This window comes from Bdellovibrio sp. HCB117, assembly GCF_047305915.1.
GTDB lineage: Bacteria > Bdellovibrionota > Bdellovibrionia > Bdellovibrionales > Bdellovibrionaceae > Bdellovibrio > Bdellovibrio bacteriovorus_B.
Genome location: NZ_CP178622.1, coordinates 1,310,832 through 1,333,968 on the forward strand (window position 1 = coordinate 1,310,832; position 23,137 = coordinate 1,333,968).

Genomic DNA, 23,137 nt, shown 5'->3' on the forward strand with positions numbered 1-23,137 from the left:
AGTTTTCGGTCCCAGATGCCGATAAGGTCTCTGATGGACAAATCATTTGAAGATAAAGGCTATTTCCGCCGTCAGTATCCAAGACGGGCTATGAAGCGCAAAATCGGTGTGCTTTGTGACGGATCCTATTTTGTCTGTGAATCAGGCGAGATCGGTGAAGGGGGAATGTCTATTGTCTCGGATTATGTTCTGACGGAAGGGCACTCACTCGTTGTGAGTTTTCAAGTTCCGGCCGGAGAATTTGTGTTCTTGAGAGCGGTGGTGCGATCGACACAAAAAAAACAGGGTGACGAAAGAGTCACCCATGGTCTTAGCTTCAATGAAATCGAATTTTCTATCAAAAGACAGATTCGTTCTTTCGTGTCGGCACGAACTGATATCGCGCCAGGCACTACTTAAAACTTCAATTCAGATTACTTCGTTGCAGAAACGCGTGTAGAAAGACGGCTGATTTTACGAGAAGCCGTTTCTTTTTTGATCACGCCAGATTTAGCAGCTTTCATTACTTGAGCAGTGAACTTCTTCAACAACTCAGGAAGAGCTTTGATGTCTTTAGCTTGGATTGCTTTTACCAAGTTTTTTTCAACAGTTTTTACAGTGCTCTTACGAGCGTTGTTAACAGCAGTTTTACGAACAGTTTGACGAGCTCTTTTTGCTGCAGACTTATGATTTGCCAAGGGATATCCTCCAAAGTAATCTTTTTAAAACGAGAACCAAAGGGATTAACATAGGGTGTCTGATAACGCAAGCGGATTAAAAGAAGATCGCAAAAAGGTCCTCAAAAGGGCTTTTTCTATGGCGACAGGGACCTTAACTAGCCGCATCTTGGGGCTTTTAAGGGATATGGCGCTGGGGGCTCTCTTTGATCGCATGGTCACTGATGCGTGGACCGCGGCTTTCCGTTTGCCCAATCTTTTCCGTCGTCTTTTCGGGGAAGGCTCACTTTCCGTCAGCTTTATTCCTGTCTTTATGCAGGCGCAAGGGGAGGATGTTTCGGGCGTTCGTGCCCGAAATTTAATCAATGGTCTTTATACGTTTTTTCTTATCGCTTTTGGGGTTCTTGCCCTGTGGGGAATTCTTCGCACCGAAGATGTCTTTCAACTTTTAGTGACCGATGTTTACACGCAAAATTTAGAAAAGTGGGAGCTGACCTTGCGCATGGGCCGCATCATGTTCGGCTTCGTTTTCTTCGTCTGCCTTTACGCGTACTTCATGGGGATTTTAAATGCATTGGGGAGTTTTGGGGTGCCGGCGCTGGCAGCCGCACTTTTAAATATTTCGATGCTGGTGTTTACGTTTATGCCCGCAGCTTGGTTTCCGCAAAAAGGGGACGGATTGGCTTGGGGAGTCCTCGTGGGCGGTCTTTTGCAAGCGGCACTTCTTTGGTGGGCTTTAAAATCGCGAGGCTATCTGCCGCGTTGGCAAATCTCTTTTTGGGGTTCTGATTTGGCGAAAGTTCTGCGCAATATGATTCCGGGATTGGCCGGGATGGGACTTGCGCAGTTTTCTACTCTGGTGAATCTGCATTTTGCAAGTTCGTTAAGTGAGGGATCTATTTCTTATATCTATTGGGCGGACCGTCTTTTAGAGCTACCTCTATCTTTGATTTCTGTCAGTCTGGGGGCCGCGGTTTTGCCGACGTTAAGTGAATTTGCCGCGCGCAAAGACACGAAGCTTTTTAAAGAAGCTTCTCAAGAAAGTTTCTTGATGAATTTGTTTTTGGCGTGGCCGGCATCATTAGGTCTTTTCTTTTTAGCTCAACCCATCGTGGAAGTCCTTTTTTATCGCGGGCAGTTTTCCATGAGCGATGTTTTGGCAACGACGACGGTGTTAAAAGTTTATGCGATCAGTTTGTTGGTGGTCTCCTGCAGCCGAGTTCTGATGCCGCTTTACTATGCCACTCAGAATACCTGGTATCCCGCTGCGGTTTCCGTTTTGAGTTTAGCAGTGCACATCGCCTTAGCGCCTTGGCTGATGCAAGCTCATGGACTGCAGGGCCTTGTGGTCGCAAGTCTTTTGGGAGCATCAATAAACATGCTCTTACTTTTAACGGGTCTTCCTTTTTGGAAGCTTTCGTTTCATTGGGATGTGGTCCTTCAATCCATCGTGAAGATGACAGCGGCGGGAGTAGGACTTGTATTCGTACTGAAGATTTATTCTTTAGTAGCGCTAGAAATGGAAAAAGGCCCGCAGATGCTGGCCCTTTTCGTTGCGATTCTTGCAGCAGCGGCGATTTATTTTGCGATCGCCGCGCTTTTAAAAAGTCCTGAATTTACTAAAATCCGTCCGTTGTTCCGACGCGGGCTCTAGTCTCTTCATCAAAGGGAATAGTTTCCTTTGATGAGGCCGTTTTGGCTTTGGCCTTCGGTTTAAACGAAACTACATTGTGCTTCGTAGTTGAAGGTTTGCCAGCAGGAGGCGCGTTGAAAGTCGTTTCTTGCGCGCCGCCATTGACGACATGGCTTAATTCCACTGTTAGATTTTGTGAAGTCACGGCAAGGTTGTTGATTTCTCCACTTGTTGCCGCGATTTCTTCTGCGGAAGCCGCGTTGGCTTGAGCAGCCTGATCCAACTGGTTCATAGCTTTATTAATTTGCTGAATACCCGCTGTTTGTTCAGAACTTGCTGTCGCAATTTCATTGTTCAAATCCGACACTTTTTTGACGGAATTAACAATTGTAGTTAGCACTTCGCCACTTTGGTTGGCGATACGGCTGCCATCTTCAACTTGCACAACAGATTGTTTAATCAAAACTTCAACATCTTTAGCGGCGACGGCACTTCTTTGTGCCAAAGCACGAACCGCCTCAGCAACAACCGCAAAACCTTTTCCTTGTTCACCTGCACGGGCGGCTTCAACCGACGCATTCAGTGCCAGTAAGTTAGTCTGGAATGCGATGTCATCGATAACAGAAATGATTTCTTCGATCTTTTTTGAAGAAGATGAAATCGTTTCCATGGCTTGGATCAAGTTGCCAATTTCGGTCTGACCTTTTTCAGCGGCTTCTCTTGAAGTCAGTGAAAGGGCCGCCGCTTGTTTTGCATTATCGGAATTCATTTGCACCATAGAAGAAAGTTCTTCAAGCGATGCGACTGTTTCTTCCAATGAAGCCGCAGCTTCCGTTGAAGATTGAGACAACGTATTTCCAGCTTCGTTCAGCTGCTCTACCGCAGAGGTGACTTGACCACCGGCGACGGAAAGGCGGGAAGCGACAGAAGAGACAGAATTTGAAACGCGAGCGGCGATAACCAAAAGGATGCCGAAGATAGCAAACGTCGCCATCAATGTGACAACCATCGTCCACTGAGTGACAGAGGCTTTAGTCTGGTCTGCCGTGATGCTTTCTTGTTTTGCACGTTCATTGTAAAGGGCGACAGTTTCACGGTTGAAAGCGCCAATAGGTAAACCCAATTTGTAGAACTCACCCAAAAGCATTTTGTGAGCCTTGTCGAGATTGTTAGGATCTTTCGTTTCAATCAACTCAACGATTTTTTCCATCGTCGATACCATCTGGGGATAATAGTCTTTAACGGCCGTGAATTTCTTCTCTTCTTCGGGCATGAACGAAGAGTCTTGGTATTTTTTAAAGCCGTCATTGAACTGTACAATGGCATCCCGTGTTTGTTTAAGTTCGTCAGCAAAAATTTCGGGCTGTTGCAAAGTCGTTACGGCGGCAAATGCATGATAGCCATAGTTCGCGCGTGCCAGACGCATTTGTGCAAGGATTTGGAGGTTGGGTATGACGTTATGGTGAGTGCTCTCTAAAAGGGTGTTTAAGCGATTGGCTCCATTGAAGGAAATAGCTCCCAGGATGGCGAAACCAATAACGGGAAGTACCGCTGCGAATAATAATTTACCTTTGATGCCACGAAACCAAGCTGAAAAAATCATTTGATAAGCTCCTTAATTTATCGGAGCCAATATTTTCGGCGGTTCCTAGAAAAGCTCAAGACCGGGGCAAAAAAATATCTCGGGTTGCCCCGAGATATTTACGAGTATTCCATCGGATGGAGAGTGGAGGCCGAACTAAAATCCGTCAACAGAAGAGACTTTACCTCTTTCGTCGTCTTCAAATGGGATGACGGAAGCGGCAGTCGAGGTGACGTTTTTGTTTATCTTAGGAGCTTGTTTAGTTTCTTTTAAAGGGACTGACTTTGATGAGGATTTACTTGGTGCTTCGGACGTTGGTGCCGCCGAATAAGCTTTACCTAAGATGACTTCATTTAATTCCACCGTTAATTTTTGCGATGTGGTTGCAAGATTGTTGATCTCGCCACTGGTTGCCGCGATCTCTTCTGCGGACGCCGCATTGGATTGTGACGCTTGATCCAGTTGATTCATCGCTTTGCTGATCTGCTGAATTCCTGTTGTCTGCTCCGCGCTGGCCGTCGCTATTTCGGTATTTAGATCAGATACTTTTTTGATGGAAGATACGATATTCGTAAGAACCGCACCGCTCTTATCAGCGATTTCACTTCCGGTTTCGATTTGCGATACAGAGTCTTTGATCAAACTCGAGATGTCTTTGGCAGAAGCAGCACTTCTTTGCGCCAACGTGCGCACGGCTTCGGCAACAACCGCAAAGCCTTTACCTTGTTCACCAGCGCGCGCGGCTTCCACGGCGGCATTTAGTGCAAGAAGATTGGTTTGGAATGCGATATCGTCAATCACGTGAATGATCTCTTCGATTTTTTTCGAAGACTGAGAAATCTGAGTCATTGACTGGATCAGGTTTTGAATCTCTTTTTCACCGTTTTCAGCAGATTCTCTTGAACTTGCTGAAAGGGCGGCGGCTTGTTTTGCGTTGTCCGAGTTCATTTGAACCATGGAAGTCATTTCTTCCAGGGAGGCAACAGTCTCTTCCAGCGAAGCTGCAGCTTCCGTTGATGATTGGGATAAACTATTTCCGGCTTCATTCAATTGTTCAACCGAGGTTGCAACTTGAGTGGCTGCGGAAGTCAAGCGATCGGCGATGGATGAAACAGTATTCGTGATGCGTGAAGAAATCCAGATCATCAGACCAAAGATACCCAATCCGGTAAGAACCGAGATAGTCAGCAAGAAATTAAAAACCTCATTGCGAGTGTCTTTTGCAAGTTTATTGTCTTTTTCTGCAAGATCGCGATAGATAGTTTCGGCCTTGTCATTGAAGTCACGAACAATTGTATTTAGATCTCCAAATTTACCGTTAAGAAGCTTTTTGGCTTCCAGTACTTTTTCAGGATCACCGGTTCTTAGTAATGCAATGATTTCTTCCATAACGGCTACAAGTTTAGGAACGTGATCTTTAGCGGCATCATGAACAACTTCTTCGCCCGGGGCGAAACGTGCTTCTGCATATCTTTTATAACCGGATTTAAATTCGTCGACCCCTTCTTGGGCTGAATCAAGTTGCTTATTTCGGACTGTTACATCGTTCATAGCATCAATAGCCGCCCAGGTGCGATAGCCGAACTTATTACGGGCTTGGCGCATTTCCCCAATGTATTCATAATTGGGAATAATCAATGTGTGAGCATCTTCAAGAAGAAGGTTGGTTTTATCTAGGCCATTCAGTGCAACTGTGAAGATCACCGCCGATCCAATCATCGGTACGAAAGCGGCCAGAAGAAGGCGACCTCGTATCCCACTAAACCAAGCGGCAAGTTTGTTTTGACCCATTGTTTGTCTCCCATCAATTGTTAGCGTTCCTTAATAATTTGACAGAATTTTGATCGGATTCTCAAGGGGGAGGGCGAGTCCAGTTTTACTGTTTCTTGATAACTTGGGATCAGAAAATAAAAAACCCCTCGACGAAGCGAGGGGTTTGTAAATTTACTTTTATTGAGAAGTATTAAAAACCTTCAGTGTTTCCGACCTTAGCCCGTTCATCTTCGTCGAAGGGAATCGTAGCTTGAGACTCTGTTTTTTTTGCGGTGGCGATGGGTTTTGTGGATTTAAAAGGAATGACTTTACCGGACGTCTTCATTCTCATTGCGCCTTTGACCTTTGCCTCCGCAGGGGCGGCTGCCGGATTTGCATCCCCCCCTAAGATAACTGTGTTCAACTCGATAGTTAGATTCTGATTTGTTGCTGCCAGGTTGTTGATCTCACCACTTGTCGCCGCGATTTCTTCGGCGGAAGCCGCATTTGATTGAGCCGCTTGGTCTAACTGATTCATCGCTTTGCTGATCTGTTGAATTCCAGTCGTCTGTTCAGAACTTGCTGCCGCGATCTCGTTATTCAAGTCTGAAACTTTTTTCACTGAACTCACGATGTTGGTAAGAACCGCACCGCTCTTATCAGCAATGTCGCTTCCGTGTTCGATTTGTGAAACGGAGTCTTTGATTAAAACCGTGATATCCTTGGCGGCCGCCGCACTTCTTTGTGCTAATGTGCGAACCGCTTCTGCGACGACGGCGAAACCTTTACCTTGTTCACCTGCACGGGCAGCCTCGACCGCCGCATTCAAAGCCAACAGGTTTGTCTGAAAGGCGATGTCATCGATAACTGAAATAATCTCTTCGATTTTTTTAGAAGATTTAGAGATTTCAGTCATTGACTCAATCAATGTTTGAATTTCTCGTTCACCAGACTCCGCAGCTTCTTTTGATGACGCAGAAAGAGCCGCAGCTTGTTTCGCGTTGTCGGAATTCATCTGTACCATAGAAGTCATCTCTTCCAGGGCCGCCACAGTTTCTTCTAAAGAAGCAGCAGCTTCCGTAGAGGACTGGGACAAACTGTTTCCGGCTTCGTTAAGCTGTTCGACGGCGGAAGCCACTTGACCTCCAGCGCCGCTTAAGCGACCTGCAATAGAAGCCACGGAGTTCGCAATTCTTGCGGCCAACCAAAGCAGAAGACAGAAAATAGCGATAGAAGAAATCAAAGTGATCGCTATAAGCATTTTGTCTGCTCGAGCTAAAGTCTCTGTCGCCAAAGCTGTTTCTTTCTTTACGCGCTCGCGATAGTAAGCCAATGATTCGGAAGTCACTTTATTGATCGTCGTACCGTAGTCCCAAACCGGACCTTGCATAAGGGCTAAGGCTTTGTCGTTGGCGCCTTCATCCAGATGCTGCATGACTTTTTCAAGCGTCGCAAAATATTCAGAGCGAATAGGGCGGGAAGGTGCCCAAATCTTTTCTGCCTCCGGAGTAAACGGGAAGGACTCATAGAAATCAATGGCCTTTTTCAGGTTGGCAATAGCTTCTTTCGCAATAGTTATGTGAACTTCACGCTTCTTCGGATCGTGCTGAGCCATAGCCGCATAAGCTTGATAACCAAATGCATTGCGTGCCTGGCGCATGTCGCCGAGACCCTGGATGCTAGGAATGATATCGTCATTTGCAGACTGAATACCTCTTCCTAAATCGTTCATGCCGGAGTGAGAGATAAAATAAATAGTTGTAAAACCGATCAGAGGAAGGACTGCTGCGAAAAGCAATTTTCCGCGGATACCTTGGAACCATGACTTCAAAGACATACAAAATTTCCTTTAAAAATGGATGATGTCCCATTGTTTCGGAATCTTTCGGTTGTTAATAAAGGGTTAAAAAGAAATGTAAGTTCAAAAGCGAGAGGCCCAAAAAAACAAAGGCCGCTTCCCAGTGGAAACGGCCTTTTAAATATATGAATGTGAAAAGACTCTTATTTAACTTCAGCTAAAGAATTGTAGCTGTCGCTGATTTTTTGCTGTCTTTCGACCTCTTTACTCCAGCGTTTCACTTCACCTTGATAGCCTTTTTGTTTGGCTTGCCATTCTTTTTCTTCGCTTGCTAAAGAGCGAAGGCGTTGATTCACCTGATCGTTTTGTTCTTTCAGGTTGCCAGCGCGCGAATGCCAGATTTTCTTTTCTTCCTGAAGCTGATTCATTTGCATTTGATAATCAGACACGTTCATTTCGCGTTTCTTCTGATTCTCTTTGATCTTTGCAATCATCGCTTCCAGCTCTGCAATCTTTTGATTTTCTTGAGCCGTCTTGTTTTTTTCTTCATTCATCAAAGCCTGAAGTTCTTTTTCTTGGCCGCTGATTTTGGTCATCGCCTGGTTGTTTTCTTCGACTTGTTGAAGAACTTGTTTTTGTTGTCCTTCAACTTGGGATTTCGCTTTACCCACTTCCTGAATATTGCCTTCAACGGTTTTCAGATTCTTTTCGTATTCCGTTAAATTGGCCTTCGAGTTATTCAAGTTGGCTTTGATGCGATCCAAACCTTCTTTAGCGGTTGTCTGCGCAAAAGCCGCAGTACTTAGACTCATCAAAACGCCAACTGTTAAAATTGATTTAGAGAATTTCATCTTGAAAATCCTTTCCTTATTGTTCAGACAAACCAGCTACGCCGCCGTTAGAGCCATTCTCTTGCGGGCAGACATTTTTCAAAGAAGAGCGATAGTGACCCACTTCGTCTTCCCAGATTTCACCTTTGAATTTCCAGTTCAAACTTTTTTCTTTTTGAACTTTCAATTCAGGACGTTCTTTTTCGTTCACATCTCCACCAGCCATTTGGTAACGAAGATGTTCACCGGCACCGGAATACAATTCGTATTGCAGTACTTCGTTTTGATCCAAAACCTTGTTCAAACCTGCAAGCATTTCATTGAAACGACCGGCAAGAGCTTGAGAAGCTTGGGCACGAAGAACGGATTTTTCTTTTTCAATGCGCGCAATACCTTGTGATCTCAAATTCTTGATCGACACACGCGCTTTTTTAGCGATGTGGTATTGGATGCGGTAGCTCAAAAGTTTTTTCTCGGCTTCTTGAACGCTGGCGATAGCGCTTTCAGAAGGAGAGTCGCCTTTGATACCTTTTTTCGCGGAAGCCAAGTCTTTATTCGCTTCATTTTGTTTTGCGATCAACTCGCGCTCCATTTTAATCAGCGTCAAAGCAATCTTATTGAAGCGAACGATTTCATCTTCATAAGCATTGATCTGTTTTTGTACGCTCATGTAAGCCGGGTGACGAGCCAATTCAACGATGAAAGAGCGGGGAAGACCATCCACCTCTTTAAGATCTGAGTTTTTGATCCAGTTTTTCACCGTATCATAATACGTCAAAGAGTCTTTGTGAGCTTTTTGGTAGTCTTCGAGTTTCTTTTTCCAAGGAGCATACTTCTTGTTCATTTCATTCAGCACTTGCACGCCGTCACCATATTGGCACAGGTTCAAGTAACCGACAGTACGAACAACGTAAGACTCTGGAGAAAACGCATTCTTAAAGAAGTCAGTGTGCAAAGAGAACATATTCCCTGCGGCACCTTCATAGTCTTCACCCAAGATTTGAGTCCAAGCGCTTTCAACCATCGCTTGCAACCACAGTGGGTTGGACTTATCGACTTTCAAGTAAGATTGGAACGCGTCCTTATAGTCACCTTTTTGGAACTGGATGCGCGCCAAAGTCAATGCCGCTACCGAACGAAGCTGCAAAGTTTTGTTGCCATCCGTAGCGGCCATCAGTTTTTCCAACTGAATAGTCGCATCGTCCACTTTACCTTGACGGTAGTTAAATAACGCCGTCAAAAGAAGTGAATCAGGATAAAGAGGAGACTTTTCCGAAATATACATCAGAGCATCTTCAACTAAGCCCAACTGGCCTTTGTCAGAGTAATGCTTCGCACGGGTCAATTGGTACTCTTCATTCTTCGTTACATCGATTTCGTATTTGATCACCAAAGGGTCAATCAAAGCGATGTCGGAAGTTTCAAGCACGTTGATATGCTTAACCAAAGCTTCCGTGGCTTTTTGTTGCCACATCTTGTCTTTAGTCTCTTGCGCCAATTGAATCATGTACTGACGGAATTCAGAATTTAAACCCATGCCTTTGGCGGTCATTGCATAGTTATAAAGAGCCTGAATACGATGTTCAGGATCTTCCATCAACTCGGCAAAAAGGCCCATGGCAAGCTCGTACTTCTTTTGAATTTCCAAGAAGATCAAAGCTTGCAACAGTTTGTAGTCGTTAGGCTGCATGTCATCCATTTTTGCCAATTGAACCAAAGGATCTTTGGTCACGGGCTCCATGACAGGATTCAAGATTTTTACGTCTGGAATCTTGTTGAAGGCTTCCGTGGAAGTGACCGCTTTTGGAGCGTTTACCACTTCGTTGTATGGAGCCAATTGGATTTGCAGGACATTTAAAGACTCACGACGACGAGTTTCCTTCAGTTCCAAATCGCGGGAGGCGGGGAGGCGCAGCGGGCTTAACACCGATGCTTGAACCTCGCGCTCTTCACCCAGGTCTAAAAGAGGAATGTTTTTAACTTTAAAAACTTCCACTTTTCCTTTAACGACTTTCTTTTGATAAACATCAAAAGTGGGAACAAGGCTTGATTTTACTTTTAGTGTGCTTGCTGGAGCACGGCCTGATTTTTTCACAGTCAGTGCGGGGTCTGCAAAAGCAGTCCCACACACCAGGCTTACAGCAATCGAAATTTTTAAAGGCTTAAACATAAATCCCCCACCCATGGAGAAAATTAATGCCAATACGTGATACCCACCATTAAAGACGTATCGTTCACCACTTTAGACCCCATATCGCGGTCCGGTGCGATCGTGCTGTATTTCATGCGCTCTTCGTTTGTGAACTTATTGATGAAGTCCGCACGAATCGCGAAGTGCTCCGAGAAGAAAATCTGCTGATTGATACCGATTTGGTAAGTCATGCCGTTTTTCTTTTCATCGCCCTCTTCTTTTTTGATGAGGTAATCCGTTGTACCTACACCCAAAGAAATACCCATATCGAAATAGATGATGGCTTTATCAACGAAGCTCATTTTTGCGTAGAGTGGAACATAGGTCACAGACAACATCGTTGATGAATCAATGAAGTTGTAGTTCGGAGAAGTTAAGTTGTCTTCTTTGAACTGCTTTGTACTGTCGTTGTCTTCCATGTTCACTTTTTGGTAGCTTACATCAACGCCCCAACGTTCGTTGAAGAAGTAACCCAATTGTGCTCCCGTGATGGAACCTTTACCGAACGGGTCGTTGATAGGCACACCGCCAGCCAAAGTTAGATAGAATCTGTCGGCTTTCGTGTAGCGACGGTTTTGTACGACACTGAAGTCGTCGTCTTTTGCCGCCCAGTATTTTTGTTCTAGTTTTTTAATGTCCAGTTTGTCGCTGCCTCTTTGGTCTGCGTTCGTAGCTGGTTTCGTGTCAGCGCCTTGCTGTGCGAATGCTTGCGATGCAGCCAAGATGATCATTAAAAGTGTTTTCTTCAACATGTATTACCCCCGCCTTAGTTTGTACTCTTGAATAAGAATGGATATGTCACTAGCACGCGAGTTCCCCCCTGTGGATTCGGAAACTTCCATGCGGCAACCCTATTCAATATACATCCCTCAACGGTTGCGTTCTTAAGTGTTGTGTCTCCAATAAGTTGTTGTTCGACGGCGCCAGATGGGCCGATTGTAAACTTCACTGCGACCTTACCGAATAAATCCGGATTGGCACTTAATTGTCTTTCATAGCAATAAAGGATCTGACCGAGTTTTGATTTGATGTATTGAGCGATCACTTCACGGTCCAGACCGCCAGTGATTTCGCCTTCTTCTTCAATCAAACCTACACCGGCACTGCCTGTGCTTCCAGCGGCCAAGCCACCCATACCTGTCGCGTTTTTACCGCCACCTTTACCTGCGGTAGAAATCACAACTCCCGTACCAGTACCTTCCTGACCCCAGTCACGACCGGATCTTTCCATGCCACCAACAGCCGCCAGTGCACGACCGGAAGCGCCGTTACCAGCTTTTACACCGTTAGCAAACACGACGTTGCCGCTCTTCGCAGCTTGAGCGGAAACTTTTCCGATCAACTGAGAAATACGACCGCCAGTCAAAGATTTCATCATTTTTGAAACTTTGCTTTGGCTGCCATTTGTAGGCATTTCAACTTTAGGTGTTGCTGCTGCTGGAGCAGACTCTTTAACAACGACTTGTTGTTTTGGAGCCTCTGCTCTTTTACGTTTAGGTTTTAATTCCGTTTTAACGATAATTTTTTGTGCCACTTTAGGAGGAGCTGCTGCCGTTTCAACAGTTTGTTGCTTCGGAGCAAAGATTCCTACGCTCACAAGGAAAAACGCCGCACCTAGCACGATATAAAGGCCGCGCTTAGATTCTTCGTCTACCAATTGACTTGCCGTGATGTGGCCCATCTTCGCAGCATCTTCTAAAGACACTGTTCTTTGACTGATCTCGAGTTCTCCCACAGTTTGTTTGTGCCATTCTTGTGAAGGCACGCAAGCAATCACTGGCGCGTTGATACCAACGGCGGGCTTGAACTTCTTTTTCATTGAAAGAACTTTAGTCTCAACAACTTTACCGGCCTGGCGGACGATATAAAGTTGGAACTGCTTAGCCGCTTCACGTTGTTCTTGGCCTGCTTTTTCTAGACGCAGATATAGATCTGTTTCTTTTCTTACAGGTGTGAACTTCAATTCGCAGTCTTCAAGTTGCAGACTTTGTTCTTTATCTAAAGACAGAGCAGGGGAGTTCGCACTCGCCGCGCTCGTCATAAGATCCATATTGACATACCACCACTGGTTGTCACGGTACTCAAAGACACCTTGAATGCCTTTGGTGCCGGGAGCGATAGAAATCACATCCGCCAAGCGGGATGAACCGAAGGTGTGAGTTGAATTATTTGAGCGCAGCTTCCAAGTTTTTGCCGTCCCATCTTTCAGGGACTGACGTACAATCAACGTGAGCATGTGACACCTCTGAATTAGTTATTCAAATAGAGAGCGGATTCACGGATGCGGCCATCCATATCTTTTTGCACATCGTAAAGAGGCATGAATTTGATACCTCTTTTTTGCACAAGATAGGCCCCATCAGGGTTACGAATCGTTCCCTTAAGGTTCATCTCACCGAAATTGACTTCCTGGACTTTACGGACTGTTCTTTGTTTGGCAAAGGCAGTCGCTGTTCCCAAGAGAATGAAAGCGATCATCGCTGTGATGATAGTTTTCACTTGTACCCTCCATACTACAAGTCTCCCGAGATAACGTGCTGACCGACTTTGTTTTGTGTTTTCAAATATTGTATTTTCTTACCTAACCAGTCTCTCATATCCATTTTCTGACTGGCTTTAAAAGCTCTTTCATAAGAATCCAGCGCAAGTGTTGGACTCTGTTTGTAGGTCTCGAAGATATGTGCTTGTTGCAACAAGAAGTCTGCGTTGTCCTTTTTAAAGCTCAACAAATCTTTCAAAGTGCTGAGAGCTTTATCGACTTCGCCCTTCTGAGCGTAAGACTCACTCATCAAGGTTCCCACATTTAAAGTATACAACTGTTCTTTATTCAGAGAAGAGAATTTTTCAATTGCTCTAGTAAAATCTCCCTCTGAGAAAGCCTTCACTCCGGCGAAAGTTTGCATTTCTGTTGAAGGCATTTGCATGTCTAAAACTTTTTCGAAAAACGGCATTGCTTCATTCAAGCCATCGGCCTTGTAGATCAAGCGTGCTTTTTGGTACACGAACGGAGAAACTTCCGGTTGTACTTTCATGGCCGCTTCAATCATCCACAGAGCTTTGCTTTCAAAACCCTTACCTTCGGCACCCAAGCTTGCATAGAACAAACCAAGAGCGCGTGTGTCCTTGTTCTTCGCAAGTTCCAAACCGAGTCTTTCGACCATTTCGTACTGTCTAGAAGAATAACAATTTCCTGCAACTTCGAGCGGATTCAAATTCTGCAATTGAGCCGTCATGATTGCGGAGCGATTGCAATTTTTCGCTTTGGAAGTCTCATAACGAGACACTTTTCCGATCGTCATATCCATCGAAGCCGGAAGGAAAGCAGTCATCTTGTTCGCCTCTGGATACTGCGCCATCGGACTTACTGTTTGATCGACGCGCAAACTTGCGTAAGAGCGTTCGCTTTCGGCAGTTTGGCCTTTCGATGCAGCTAAAACTTTCAACTTCGCTTCGTTCTCGTTTTTCTTTTCCTGGATCGGAGCTGTCAACTTCGCAATTTCCGCACGAAGAGCTTCCTGATCGGCAGGGGAAAGAGACGCCGGAAGTGGCATCGTTGTTAAGCTATCAATGAAGTTTGCGTAACAACGGTCAATACCGCGCATGGCTTCTAGCTGTTGATAAGGATCTTTCGACATTTTCAAAGTTGTGAAGTAAGCCGTATGAGCTTTATCCAACTTTTCTGTCTTCATTGAAAGAACCAGCGCGAATTTTTCTTCGCGGGCTTTCACGCTTTGAGCCACCAACTCTTTTTCAAGGACACGAGCTTGGATCAATCGAGCTTCCGCACGCACTTCCGCCGGCACATCACGACCATTAGCTTTCATTGAAAGATCAAATGCCGCTGTTGTTTTACCGGAATCCAATAGCGCCTTTGCGCGATCAATCATGATTTCTGTTGTATAAGGCTCAATGCCTTTGGCCATGATTTGGTTTTGCAACTTATCGTATTCAGATCCGCGGTTGTCACCTTTATAAGAATCTAAAAGCTTACCGTAGATACGGCTTAATGTTTTATTATCCGCCGCTGCCAAGATGCCGTTGTAAGCGGCACGGGCCTCTTTCATCTTCTTTTCTAAAAGATAGATGTCAGCGGCAAGTTCTAGGTGAGTGTTGCGACCTTTTTTATCAAGGTCGGCGATTTTCACCAAAGTTTCAGCTGATTTTGAAATCTGTCCTACGTCGGCGTAAGCTTTTGCCGCTTCTTTCAAAGCATCCAAGTTACGTTTGTCGTTCGGATATTTTTCCACGAATTTCAAAGAAAGGTCTGCGGCTTCAAAGATTTTACCTTCAGAGTAAAGAAGGCTCAGTGCCTGCCACAAAGCATCTTGAGACAGTTTCGAGGATTCATGTTCTTTCGCGAACGCAATCAACTTTTGAGAAGCTTGATCTTTGTTGCCGGTTTTAGCGAACTCTTGAATCTCAGTGAAGTGAGCCTCTTCCATGATTTTGTTCATGTTCTTCTTGCGATCTTCATCCGCAGTCGAAGTCATGACTTGCTTCGAGAAATTTTTGATTCCCGCGTAGTCTTTGCGGATATTCAGCATATCCAAGATCAGGTCTTCGGATTTCTTTTTAATATCCGCATTGTCTTTAAGCTGAGCCAAAGGCTTCAACCATTTTTCGGCTTCTGGGTAATTGCTTTCTTCGTAAGCGATGTGACCCATTTTGAATTTTACTAAAGTCGCGAACTTACCCGTAGGGTGCTTCGCCAAATAGTTGGCAGCCAATTCTTTACGTTCCGCCTCTTTCAAAGGATCTTTGCCCTTTTCGATAGACTTTTCTTTCGCGTAAAGAGTCGCGTAGTTTGCGTCATGGCGCATAGTTTCGTCAGTGGCTTTATCGCCCACCATTTTGTACTGAGTACTTGCTTCGTCAAATCTGTTTAATTGGAACAGAAGTTCGGCGTAAGCAAAGCGAGTTTTTAAGTCAGGTTTTGTCGGATCTTCGTTATCCAACATCAATTTGAACAAACGCAGAGTTAAATCCGAGAACTCCGCGTTTTGTTTGTTCTTAAGCCAGATCTCCCACCATTTTTTCGCCATTTCCAAACTTGTCGTACGGAAAGACGTGTCGCAGGATTCTTTAGCGACGTCCGCTTTTTGCAGATTTCTCCAAGTTGAATCACGACGGCACAGGTCGCTCGCCATTTGCATATGGTCGATCACAAGATCGCGTTTCTTAAGATCTTCGTTGGCATCCACCAAGTAAAGGTGAGCGCGCACCACTTCAGGTCCTGAAGGACGCTTGTCGATGTATTCGCCCAAGAACGTGTTCATCTCTTTTTGACGGCTGTGTGATTCATATAGTTTCGCTAGATCAATCATCGATTGACCCATTTCGTCTTCCGTCGTGATGTCTTCAAAGAAAGAATAAAGTTTATTTGCAGGGTAAGAATCACCAATGAAAACAGTTAAATCGCGAAGAGCTTCGCGGCGAAGATTGTGTCTGTTTGTTGGCATCTCACCATCTTGAAGAGGAGGATTTGTTCTGACAACCTCGACAAGTTTTTTAATACCGTTTTCACTGTCACGAAGATTGTAGTAAGTCCAAGCGGCCTTATACATACCGTAAGAGTAAACGCGGCTGTTCGGGAATTTCTCCACTTTAAGGAAGTGTTCAAGAGCTTCTCTGAATTTCCCTTGGTCATAAAGAAGCTCGCCGACAGCCAACGTACCGTCAGCAATCAGTGGAGATTTTGGGAAGCGAGTCAAAAGTTTCTCGTAAAGAAGTTGTGACTGCTTGTATTGCGCCACTTGCTGATTTGCAAAGGCGTTATTGAAAAGGACGGCATCCATTTGCTTAAAGCCTGGGAAGTCCAATTCAATTTTCGTATAGATTTTAATAGCTCTTTTAACCGCCTCAGAACCTTTTTCATTGGCTACGGGGAACGGTGAAAGTTTTGCTAGGGGAGTGTCTTGGTGGAGGTCAAAAAAGCGGCCGGATTTTGAACGGCGCATGTAAAGCTCCGCCAGGCGATACCAAAGGTCCGCCTCATCTCTAGAGCCTTTTTTCTTTTTGATAATACTTTGCAGTGACTCAATAGCCTTGTTTTCAGAGCGAGTGATCATGATCTCGCTGCTGAAAGCTTTTTTCTCGTTTTCTGTTTCGTTCGAACTATTCAAACGCACTTCCGGCAAAAGACCTTTGGCGTTTTTATCCGCAGCGAAGCAGTACATTGAAAACAGATGAAATGCTAGAAGTAGAACCACTGTGCGCATCATAAACTTACTCTCCAACTAAGGTGACAAGTTTCAACTGAGGAAAGCCGGCCATGGAAGCCGTGTACATAACCTTGCGCAAAGTCGCATAAGGAAGTTCCTTATCGGCTTGCAGAAGGATACGACCTTCTTTAATGAAAGCTTTGTCTTTTTCAGACTCTGATTTCGCCAAACGGTCCAACTCTTGGAAAAGAGGTTTGATAAAGTTAGTGTCTTTATCTTCAAGGTCCTGAGGCAAGAAATCCGCGTCTTTCACGTCTGCGATTTTCGTTTGATCAATCTTCAAAGATTCTTTGGATAAAGAAAGTTTGATGGATTCTGTGGGATTCACCATAGAAGCCGATTGCGGTAAACGCAGACCGTTTTCAGGAACGATTTGCACGTCCGACGTTGAATACGTCTGCAACAAGAACACAAGCATGATTGTAAACATGTCGGTCATTGAAGTGATATTCAAAGTGAACGTTGAATTTTTCTTTGTCGGTAATTCGAATCTACGACGGCGTGACATGTTTTAGCCCTCCATCATGTTGGCGAAAACGATTTCTGGAAACATGTAGTTTGTTTCCACGTTCTTACCTTGCTTGGTGTCGAACACAGGGAATTTCACGTTGATATCGCGTGCCTGACGAGCGGCATCCATGACTTTTACCACTTCGTCGTAAGGAACTTTTCCATCAGGATGAAGCTCAAGCTTGAAGATGTCTGGATGGGCTTTTTTAACAGCAACCAGTTTTGCGTGAAGCATTTCGTAGTCGTAAGCGCCATTCTTCATGGGAATAGTTTCCACTTTATCCTGGCCTTTTTCTGTTACCACGATGTTGATGCCTGTTGTTTCAACTTCGATAGAAATATTTGTAGGTGTCGGTTGTTGTTCCTGACGTTGAATGGCTTCATTCACTACTTGCGGAAGTTCCGATTCAATCACCATCATTTGCACGAAGGCTGACGAAACCAGAAGTACCGGTACAAGCTTTACCATCACGGCAAGAAGCGGAGCTAAGTCGAGCTCAAACTCACCATTGTGATCAATTTTAATCTTACGAATGCGTCTGCTCATAAATTATCCCATCCTTGAAAAAGGTCCACCGCGCCGGGAAAGGTTTCCGTTAGGAAACCTTTGTGCCTGGGCTAGGAGGAGTAGCCATCGGTGCTGCAACGTGATCAGGGAACACGTTTTGGCGAGTCAGGTTCGGGATGTGAGCGCTTGTAAGTAGCTCAGTCAGCTTAGAGCACTTCTCTGACATTTGCTCGATCAATTGGTTTTGACGGGCTGTCAAGAAAGAGAAGAACACCATCGCTGGGATCGCCACCGCAAGACCCAAAGCCGTTGTATACATCGATACCGAGATACCGTGTGCTAACAAAGCTTGTTTTTGTGCCGGGTCAGCTGTTGCTACCGCTTGGAACGAAAGGATCAGACCATGGATTGTACCCAAGAGACCAAGAAGTGTCGCTACGTTGGCTAACATCGAAAGATAGTGCAGACGTTTTGTGTAGAGCGGAATATTTTCGCTCAACGCAATATCGTGTGCTTGGAAAATAGTGTCGTCATCACGATCGGCTTTCTCGATGATAGTTTTGAATGCTTTTGCCAGAGGTTTACCTTCAAGTTGAGCACAAAGAAGTAAAGCTTCATCAAGTTTTTTAGCCAGGATCATGTTCTGGATTTTACCCATGAATTCTTCGACGTTCATGCCGTACTCTTTATAAAGAGCGCGTGCGCGTTCCGCCACAAGAACTAATGAACCGATACCAACTACTAGAATACACCAGCCGACAAAGCCGGAATCATTCATGAACTTTAAGAATGCCATCATTTGTTTCCTCCTTGGAAACGCCACCGCGTGTCCATTTTGTTAACTGCGCCATGCCCTGATCTTGCACTTGGAGGAAACGAACTGCATAATGCAAACCAGATTTTACGTTAAGTCTTTGCTTTGAAAAGTTCTTACGAACAATCTCACAAAGAGCATTGAATGTCTGAGGGTTGTTCTCAGAGACTCTAAAATTAATCATGATTTTCTGACCGAGTTGAAGCAAAGGATCATTCAAAAGAACCAAGGCTCCGTTTTCGCTCACACTTAATGTGTTGCCGTCAAAAAATGTATGGTCATTGTGAGCGTAAACTGGAGTCACCAAGTCTACGCGTGGGAACTTACGCTCTTTGAATGCGCCGGAAAGGTGATCTTTCGTCTCGATCAGGCGGCAAAGGCGGTCTTTGGAAAACTCTTGAAGGTCACCCACCAGAGTCCAATTTTCCATGTGCGGAGCCCAGACGTAGTTGTAGTCAAAGAGCTCGCCATTTTGGATCATCGTGATCAGGGATTTATATTCGTAGGGACCATATTTCATTTCCCCACGAAGAATGTACCACTGAACTGTATTCGTTGCTGTTTGTACCCCACCCATACAAATAACCCCTTACAGTTTGATCGACTTAGGATAATAGTCGATCTGAATGTTGGCGTTGGCGCCCGGAACTGAAGTTCCGTGGAAAGTGATTGTTAGATCACTGGCGTTGTACGTCCAACCATTGTTAACATCATTGCTCACTGCCACACCATCGACAGTCACTTTGATTGTATCTACTTGTGGTTCACGGCTTAACTTGAACACTGCTGACAACTGGATGATAGAGTCCGAGATCAACTCAAGCGTATCACCGAAGTTTGAGCACAATGAACCTTTCACTCCGCCAGTAAGATCGGCAAGTTGTGGCAAGCGAGTTGAGATCTTACGTTGGAAGCCGTCTGTTGAAAGCTGATTTTTACAAGCTGTATCTGGAACGGAGATCACGTTTACAGAATAGTTCTTACCGTTTGTCGCGGCGTTCGTGAAGCTATCCAAGAAGTCAACATAGCTTTGAACTGTGTAGTTCTTAGAAGCGTCTTCGAAAGCGGACTGTGAAGAACCCGAGAAGTCCTCTTCGTCACTCACGATAATAACGGCTAAGAAAGCCTCTTCACGGCGGAAGTTCGAGTTGAAAGGCTCCAGCAAGGCTTGCTTAAAGCTTTCCAAGGCTCTTTCGTCACCGTTACCAAGCGTTCCTTGCTTGATATTCGTAGAGAACACGTTGCTGAGGTTTGCGGTTTGTTTGTCCATAACAAACACGCCCGAAGATGTCGTCACATAGTTACCTGGAGACGTTTCAAGTCTCGCGCCATCCCTGATGCGAGCTTTAATGCTTGAAGAGTCAAATTGTTTTTCCCAAGCATCTGTCGTTGTCACTGCCATGTGGAAGTCATAGTTGTATTGGTTAAAACGATTGATGAACGATTGGAAATTCGAAGCAAGGTTGTTTTGAGATGTTTCCATAGAGCCGGAGTTATCGATAACCCAAAGGATGTCGATCTTTTTCGGAATGAACACAGCTTGCTGCTTGTAATCTGCACCGTCTTTCAACAATGAGAAAGAGTCAGTGCCTTTACTACAGCTAGCCAACATTGCCACAGCTGAAGCCATCATAATTGCTTTGCGTGCGACTTGATTATACATACGGTTATGCCCTCCTGAGCCCCACCATTGCTTCGTTGAATCCAGTTTCGTTCAAAAAGACTGGAAACTGAAATTTGACATAACTCGGTGATTTTGTTTTTTATTTTTTTGGCCGTCTAGTCCTGAGACGCTGTAAGTTGTTGGAATAACTGGCTTCACAAATTTCATGTAATGAAAAAAAAATTTTCTGGCGTAAAACCTTTGGACAGTTTGCGAGGGATTCCCAATTTAGCTGCGCGGTAAGTAGGCGATTTTTTGGGAATTGTAGGTGAAGTGGAGAACTTGTTGACGGGCGCGAGAGCCGCGCGGGGAGCGGGGTTGGGGGGATGTGTGTTTCGGGTGGTGGTTGAGTGAGTGAGTGAGTGAGTGAGTGAGTGAGTGAGTTCTTGCGGAGTGTGTGCGTTGGGGGTGAGTAGATAAAGAGTGTTTTCGTTTTACAGAAATATGCTGAGATTAGTGATGAGCGAAAGAAGAAAGAAGAAAGAAGAAAGAAGAAAGAAGAAAGAAGAAAGAAGAAAGAAGAAAGAAGAAAGAAGAAGAAGAAGAAGAAGAAGAAGAAGAAGAAGAAAGAAGAAGAAGAAAGAAGAAAGAAGAAAGAAGAAAGAAGAAAGAAGAAAGAAGAAAGAAGATAGATAGATAGATAGATAGATAGATAGATAGATAGATAGATAGATAGATAGATAGATAGATCGGGCAGTAGAGCCGCACGTCATTCAGAGTAAAACATTTCTAACAGAATGTTACTCGGTCGAAATTCTTAGCGACCTGTTTGACGCAATTGCGTACTGCCACGATGGCAGTATAACCATTTATTACAAACCAAGATTTAGTCGAAATGCTCTTGACGAGTTTCCCTTGTCCGTAAAACGACCATGGTTACATGAATCCACTAATTTATTTTAAAAATGAATCTTGAATCAATATTGCACAGCCTGCGCAATGTGGAAGTGTTTGAAGGGTGTTTCATTTGTTCTCGAGGAATACGTCTAGAAAAGCAATTTAAAACCCATGATATGTTCTGCGCATTGGTGAGGTGTTGAATGTCGATTTCAAAAATGACAAACAATGAATTGGATTCAAGAATAAAAACTCTTGCGAGCAATGAACGCAAGCTTTTGAAATCTATTCTTTTCACTATATCCGAGATCGACGGTCGACGTTCCTATTTAGAGCTGGGATACCCCAGTCTTTTTGATTATCTCACCAAAGAAGTCGGTTATAGTGGAGGAAGCGCGCAAAGGCGAATTGATGCTGCTCGAATTCTTCGTGAAATTCCTGAGACAGCAGAAAAAATTGAATCTGGTGAGATAAAGTTGAACCAGATTTCGATGCTACAAAGAGCGGCAAGAGAAGTTGCTAAAGAACGTAATGTGGAAGTGAGTGCACACGATAAAAAAGAACTTTTGAGTCAAATTGCCAACCGGGGACACGAAGAGACGCAAAAAGAGATCGCCAGTTATTTTGATTTGCCCGTAATTGAAGCTCCCGTATCTAAAGTACAAGCTGACGAAAGTGTTCGCTTAGAATTCACATTGACCAAAGAACAATATGAAAAGCTGAAACAGGCACAAGCCCTTCTTGCACACTCATCATCTTCGTCTGATATTCCAAATTTTATTGAACATATTTGTGATAAAATTATCACTCAGAAAACTAAAGTTAGGCCTTTGAAAAATGAAAACGCGGATGAGTCGAGTAATGATGCCAGTGTCGAAAATTTTGTTACTGCCACCGTGGCAGTAAGCAATCGCGTCAAGAAGTTAATGCTCGCAAAACAACCCTGCTGTCAGTTCAAAATCCCATCAACAGGAAAAATCTGCGGAAGTACTTGGCTGTTGCAAGTAGATCATATTCAACCGCGCTGGAGTGGTGGTGATAATTCGTTAGAAAATCTCCAGGTACTCTGTGCCCAACATAATAGGTTGAAGTACCGTATGGAGTCTGGCCTGCGATTTAGATAAATCCAAGAGTTGATAGCGGATAGGTATATCTTGAGTACCTGTAGGCGTAAAAAATAAGAGAAAAGCCAGGACTGCTGCAATCGGAGTCTTGGCAATAGCACCTAAACCTCTTAAACAAACGCCTACTTCCCCCTCAAAATCTCCTTCGCCTTCACCCAATACTTATCCTTATCATCCATGCTCAAAGAGCCCCAATCAACCCCATCCGCAGCGGCCAATTCGACCATCTTATTAAACCGCGTCTCAAATTTCACATTCCCGCGACGTAGAATCTGTTCCGGTTCTAAATCCAAATGGCGACTCAGCTGCGCTAAAGAAAATAAAACATCCCCGAGTTCCGCCTGCACCTGTTCATCGGTGCCCTCATCGATCGCTTCACGAAGTTCGGCGAATTCCTCTTCCACCTTATTCATAGCACCTTCAGCATCTTCCCAATCAAATGCCAACTTCTCAGTGCGTTTGCCGATTTTGTAAGCGCGTTGCAAAGCGGGAAGGGGAGGCACATTCAAAGCGTAGGGCGAAACAGAAGCTTCACCTCCATCAGCCGCCTTCTCCGCCTTCTTAATCGACTCCCAATTGCGAACAACTTCAGCAGAATCCTGGACCTTGGTGTCACCAAACACATGCGGATGACGGCGTAAAAGCTTCTCTGCAATGGATGAAATCACATCTTCTAAAGTGAAAGCTCCACGTTCTGAAGCCAATTGCGCGTGCAAAACCACCTGGAAAAGCACATCTCCCAGCTCTTCCTTCATCTTTTGATCTTTTAAAGCGCCACTCGGATATTCAAGGACCTCCACCAGTTCATGGGTCTCTTCGATTGCGTACTGAGTCAAAGACTCGTGAGTCTGCTCTTTATCCCAAGGGCAGCCGTCGGGACCGCGTAGACGCGCCACGATCTCGACTAAGGACTCAATTTGACGTAAGTTAGTTGGAATTGCAGCCATAAGGAGCCTCGACTTTCTGATGGAATCTCTTCATAGCTAGCACAATTACAGAGTGATTTCGACAATTTTCG

General features: G+C 44.7%; 20 protein-coding genes. 4 read left to right on the forward strand and 16 right to left on the reverse strand.

Annotation, left to right across the window (positions count from 1 at the left end; translation table 11 throughout):
- Positions 1-33: 33 nt before the first annotated feature.
- On the forward strand, positions 34-399 hold the full coding sequence (locus ACLWBD_RS06290; RefSeq protein WP_063209528.1) for a PilZ domain-containing protein: 366 nt from the start codon (positions 34-36) through the stop codon (positions 397-399).
- A 14-nt stretch (positions 400-413) separates the two neighbouring features.
- Here ACLWBD_RS06290 and rpsT read toward each other — a convergent pair whose 3' ends face one another.
- Complete coding sequence (gene rpsT / locus ACLWBD_RS06295) at positions 414-677, reverse strand: 30S ribosomal protein S20 (RefSeq protein ID WP_063209530.1); 264 nt, start codon at positions 675-677, stop codon at positions 414-416.
- A 118-nt stretch (positions 678-795) separates the two neighbouring features.
- On the opposite strand from rpsT, the gene murJ reads away from it, so the two are divergent.
- A complete protein-coding gene (murJ, locus tag ACLWBD_RS06300; protein ID WP_413570085.1) occupies positions 796-2,310 on the forward strand; it encodes a murein biosynthesis integral membrane protein MurJ in 1,515 nt (504 codons plus the stop codon).
- On the opposite strand, the gene ACLWBD_RS06305 is transcribed toward murJ, so the two are convergent.
- The 14 genes from ACLWBD_RS06305 to ACLWBD_RS06370 form a co-directional block, all read right to left on the reverse strand.
- Positions 2,276-3,892 carry a methyl-accepting chemotaxis protein gene (locus ACLWBD_RS06305; RefSeq protein WP_413570087.1) on the reverse strand — a complete coding sequence of 539 codons (1,617 nt, stop codon included), beginning with the start codon at positions 3,890-3,892 and terminating at the stop codon, positions 2,276-2,278. The genes murJ and ACLWBD_RS06305 overlap by 35 nt on opposite strands.
- A gap of 135 nt (positions 3,893-4,027) precedes the next feature.
- Complete coding sequence (locus ACLWBD_RS06310) at positions 4,028-5,662, reverse strand: methyl-accepting chemotaxis protein (RefSeq protein WP_413570090.1); 1,635 nt, start codon at positions 5,660-5,662, stop codon at positions 4,028-4,030.
- 172 nt (positions 5,663-5,834) lie between these two features.
- Complete coding sequence (locus ACLWBD_RS06315) at positions 5,835-7,460, reverse strand: methyl-accepting chemotaxis protein (protein WP_413570091.1); 1,626 nt, start codon at positions 7,458-7,460, stop codon at positions 5,835-5,837.
- 164 nt (positions 7,461-7,624) lie between these two features.
- On the reverse strand, positions 7,625-8,272 hold the full coding sequence (locus tag ACLWBD_RS06320; protein WP_063209539.1) for a hypothetical protein: 648 nt from the start codon (positions 8,270-8,272) through the stop codon (positions 7,625-7,627).
- 16 nt (positions 8,273-8,288) lie between these two features.
- A complete protein-coding gene (locus tag ACLWBD_RS06325) occupies positions 8,289-10,421 on the reverse strand; it encodes a tetratricopeptide repeat protein (RefSeq protein ID WP_413570092.1) in 2,133 nt (710 codons plus the stop codon).
- A 23-nt stretch (positions 10,422-10,444) separates the two neighbouring features.
- On the reverse strand, positions 10,445-11,194 hold the full coding sequence (locus tag ACLWBD_RS06330) for an outer membrane beta-barrel domain-containing protein (RefSeq protein ID WP_063209542.1): 750 nt from the start codon (positions 11,192-11,194) through the stop codon (positions 10,445-10,447).
- 14 nt (positions 11,195-11,208) lie between these two features.
- Complete coding sequence (locus ACLWBD_RS06335) at positions 11,209-12,678, reverse strand: AgmX/PglI C-terminal domain-containing protein (RefSeq protein ID WP_063209543.1); 1,470 nt, start codon at positions 12,676-12,678, stop codon at positions 11,209-11,211.
- A 14-nt stretch (positions 12,679-12,692) separates the two neighbouring features.
- A complete protein-coding gene (locus ACLWBD_RS06340; protein WP_063209545.1) occupies positions 12,693-12,941 on the reverse strand; it encodes a hypothetical protein in 249 nt (82 codons plus the stop codon).
- Between the two features lie 14 nt (positions 12,942-12,955).
- On the reverse strand, positions 12,956-16,663 hold the full coding sequence (locus tag ACLWBD_RS06345) for a tetratricopeptide repeat protein (RefSeq protein ID WP_413570095.1): 3,708 nt from the start codon (positions 16,661-16,663) through the stop codon (positions 12,956-12,958).
- A 4-nt stretch (positions 16,664-16,667) separates the two neighbouring features.
- Positions 16,668-17,171 carry an ExbD/TolR family protein gene (locus tag ACLWBD_RS06350; RefSeq protein WP_413570097.1) on the reverse strand — a complete coding sequence of 168 codons (504 nt, stop codon included), beginning with the start codon at positions 17,169-17,171 and terminating at the stop codon, positions 16,668-16,670.
- Between the two features lie 3 nt (positions 17,172-17,174).
- Positions 17,175-17,720 carry an ExbD/TolR family protein gene (locus ACLWBD_RS06355; protein WP_413570098.1) on the reverse strand — a complete coding sequence of 182 codons (546 nt, stop codon included), beginning with the start codon at positions 17,718-17,720 and terminating at the stop codon, positions 17,175-17,177.
- Positions 17,721-17,769: 49 nt separating this feature from the next.
- The gene (locus tag ACLWBD_RS06360; protein WP_063209553.1) at positions 17,770-18,480 is read right to left on the reverse strand and encodes a MotA/TolQ/ExbB proton channel family protein; all 711 of its coding nucleotides are present in this window, start codon (positions 18,478-18,480) and stop codon (positions 17,770-17,772) included.
- Positions 18,452-19,072, reverse strand: coding sequence for a PilZ domain-containing protein (locus ACLWBD_RS06365; RefSeq protein ID WP_063209555.1), 621 nt, complete (start codon positions 19,070-19,072; stop codon positions 18,452-18,454). Before ACLWBD_RS06365 ends, ACLWBD_RS06360 begins: the two co-directional genes overlap by 29 nt.
- Before the next feature lie 12 nt (positions 19,073-19,084).
- A complete protein-coding gene (locus ACLWBD_RS06370) occupies positions 19,085-20,158 on the reverse strand; it encodes a hypothetical protein (RefSeq protein ID WP_413570100.1) in 1,074 nt (357 codons plus the stop codon).
- A gap of 459 nt (positions 20,159-20,617) precedes the next feature.
- On the opposite strand from ACLWBD_RS06370, the gene ACLWBD_RS06375 reads away from it, so the two are divergent.
- Positions 20,618-20,794 carry a hypothetical protein gene (locus ACLWBD_RS06375; RefSeq protein WP_413570102.1) on the forward strand — a complete coding sequence of 59 codons (177 nt, stop codon included), beginning with the start codon at positions 20,618-20,620 and terminating at the stop codon, positions 20,792-20,794.
- A 404-nt stretch (positions 20,795-21,198) separates the two neighbouring features.
- Positions 21,199-22,119, forward strand: coding sequence for an HNH endonuclease (locus ACLWBD_RS06380; protein WP_413570103.1), 921 nt, complete (start codon positions 21,199-21,201; stop codon positions 22,117-22,119).
- A 122-nt stretch (positions 22,120-22,241) separates the two neighbouring features.
- On the opposite strand, the gene mazG is transcribed toward ACLWBD_RS06380, so the two are convergent.
- Positions 22,242-23,066 carry a nucleoside triphosphate pyrophosphohydrolase gene (gene mazG / locus ACLWBD_RS06385; protein WP_413570105.1) on the reverse strand — a complete coding sequence of 275 codons (825 nt, stop codon included), beginning with the start codon at positions 23,064-23,066 and terminating at the stop codon, positions 22,242-22,244.
- Positions 23,067-23,137: the final 71 nt, after the last annotated feature.

Coding starts and splice junctions, on each gene's coding strand:
- ACLWBD_RS06290 (WP_063209528.1), top strand. CDS start 34: ATGGACAAATCATTTGAAGATAAAGGCTATTTCCGCCGTCAGTATCCA.
- murJ (WP_413570085.1), top strand. CDS start 796: ATGGCGACAGGGACCTTAACTAGCCGCATCTTGGGGCTTTTAAGGGAT.
- ACLWBD_RS06305 (WP_413570087.1), bottom strand. CDS start 3,892: ATGATTTTTTCAGCTTGGTTTCGTGGCATCAAAGGTAAATTATTATTC.
- ACLWBD_RS06310 (WP_413570090.1), bottom strand. CDS start 5,662: ATGGGTCAAAACAAACTTGCCGCTTGGTTTAGTGGGATACGAGGTCGC.
- ACLWBD_RS06315 (WP_413570091.1), bottom strand. CDS start 7,460: ATGTCTTTGAAGTCATGGTTCCAAGGTATCCGCGGAAAATTGCTTTTC.
- ACLWBD_RS06320 (WP_063209539.1), bottom strand. CDS start 8,272: ATGAAATTCTCTAAATCAATTTTAACAGTTGGCGTTTTGATGAGTCTA.
- ACLWBD_RS06325 (WP_413570092.1), bottom strand. CDS start 10,421: ATGTTTAAGCCTTTAAAAATTTCGATTGCTGTAAGCCTGGTGTGTGGG.
- ACLWBD_RS06330 (WP_063209542.1), bottom strand. CDS start 11,194: ATGTTGAAGAAAACACTTTTAATGATCATCTTGGCTGCATCGCAAGCA.
- ACLWBD_RS06335 (WP_063209543.1), bottom strand. CDS start 12,678: ATGCTCACGTTGATTGTACGTCAGTCCCTGAAAGATGGGACGGCAAAA.
- ACLWBD_RS06345 (WP_413570095.1), bottom strand. CDS start 16,663: ATGATGCGCACAGTGGTTCTACTTCTAGCATTTCATCTGTTTTCAATG.
- ACLWBD_RS06350 (WP_413570097.1), bottom strand. CDS start 17,171: ATGTCACGCCGTCGTAGATTCGAATTACCGACAAAGAAAAATTCAACG.
- ACLWBD_RS06355 (WP_413570098.1), bottom strand. CDS start 17,720: ATGAGCAGACGCATTCGTAAGATTAAAATTGATCACAATGGTGAGTTT.
- ACLWBD_RS06360 (WP_063209553.1), bottom strand. CDS start 18,480: ATGATGGCATTCTTAAAGTTCATGAATGATTCCGGCTTTGTCGGCTGG.
- ACLWBD_RS06365 (WP_063209555.1), bottom strand. CDS start 19,072: ATGGGTGGGGTACAAACAGCAACGAATACAGTTCAGTGGTACATTCTT.
- ACLWBD_RS06370 (WP_413570100.1), bottom strand. CDS start 20,158: ATGTATAATCAAGTCGCACGCAAAGCAATTATGATGGCTTCAGCTGTG.
- ACLWBD_RS06375 (WP_413570102.1), top strand. CDS start 20,618: ATGAGCGAAAGAAGAAAGAAGAAAGAAGAAAGAAGAAAGAAGAAAGAA.
- ACLWBD_RS06380 (WP_413570103.1), top strand. CDS start 21,199: ATGTCGATTTCAAAAATGACAAACAATGAATTGGATTCAAGAATAAAA.
- mazG (WP_413570105.1), bottom strand. CDS start 23,066: ATGGCTGCAATTCCAACTAACTTACGTCAAATTGAGTCCTTAGTCGAG.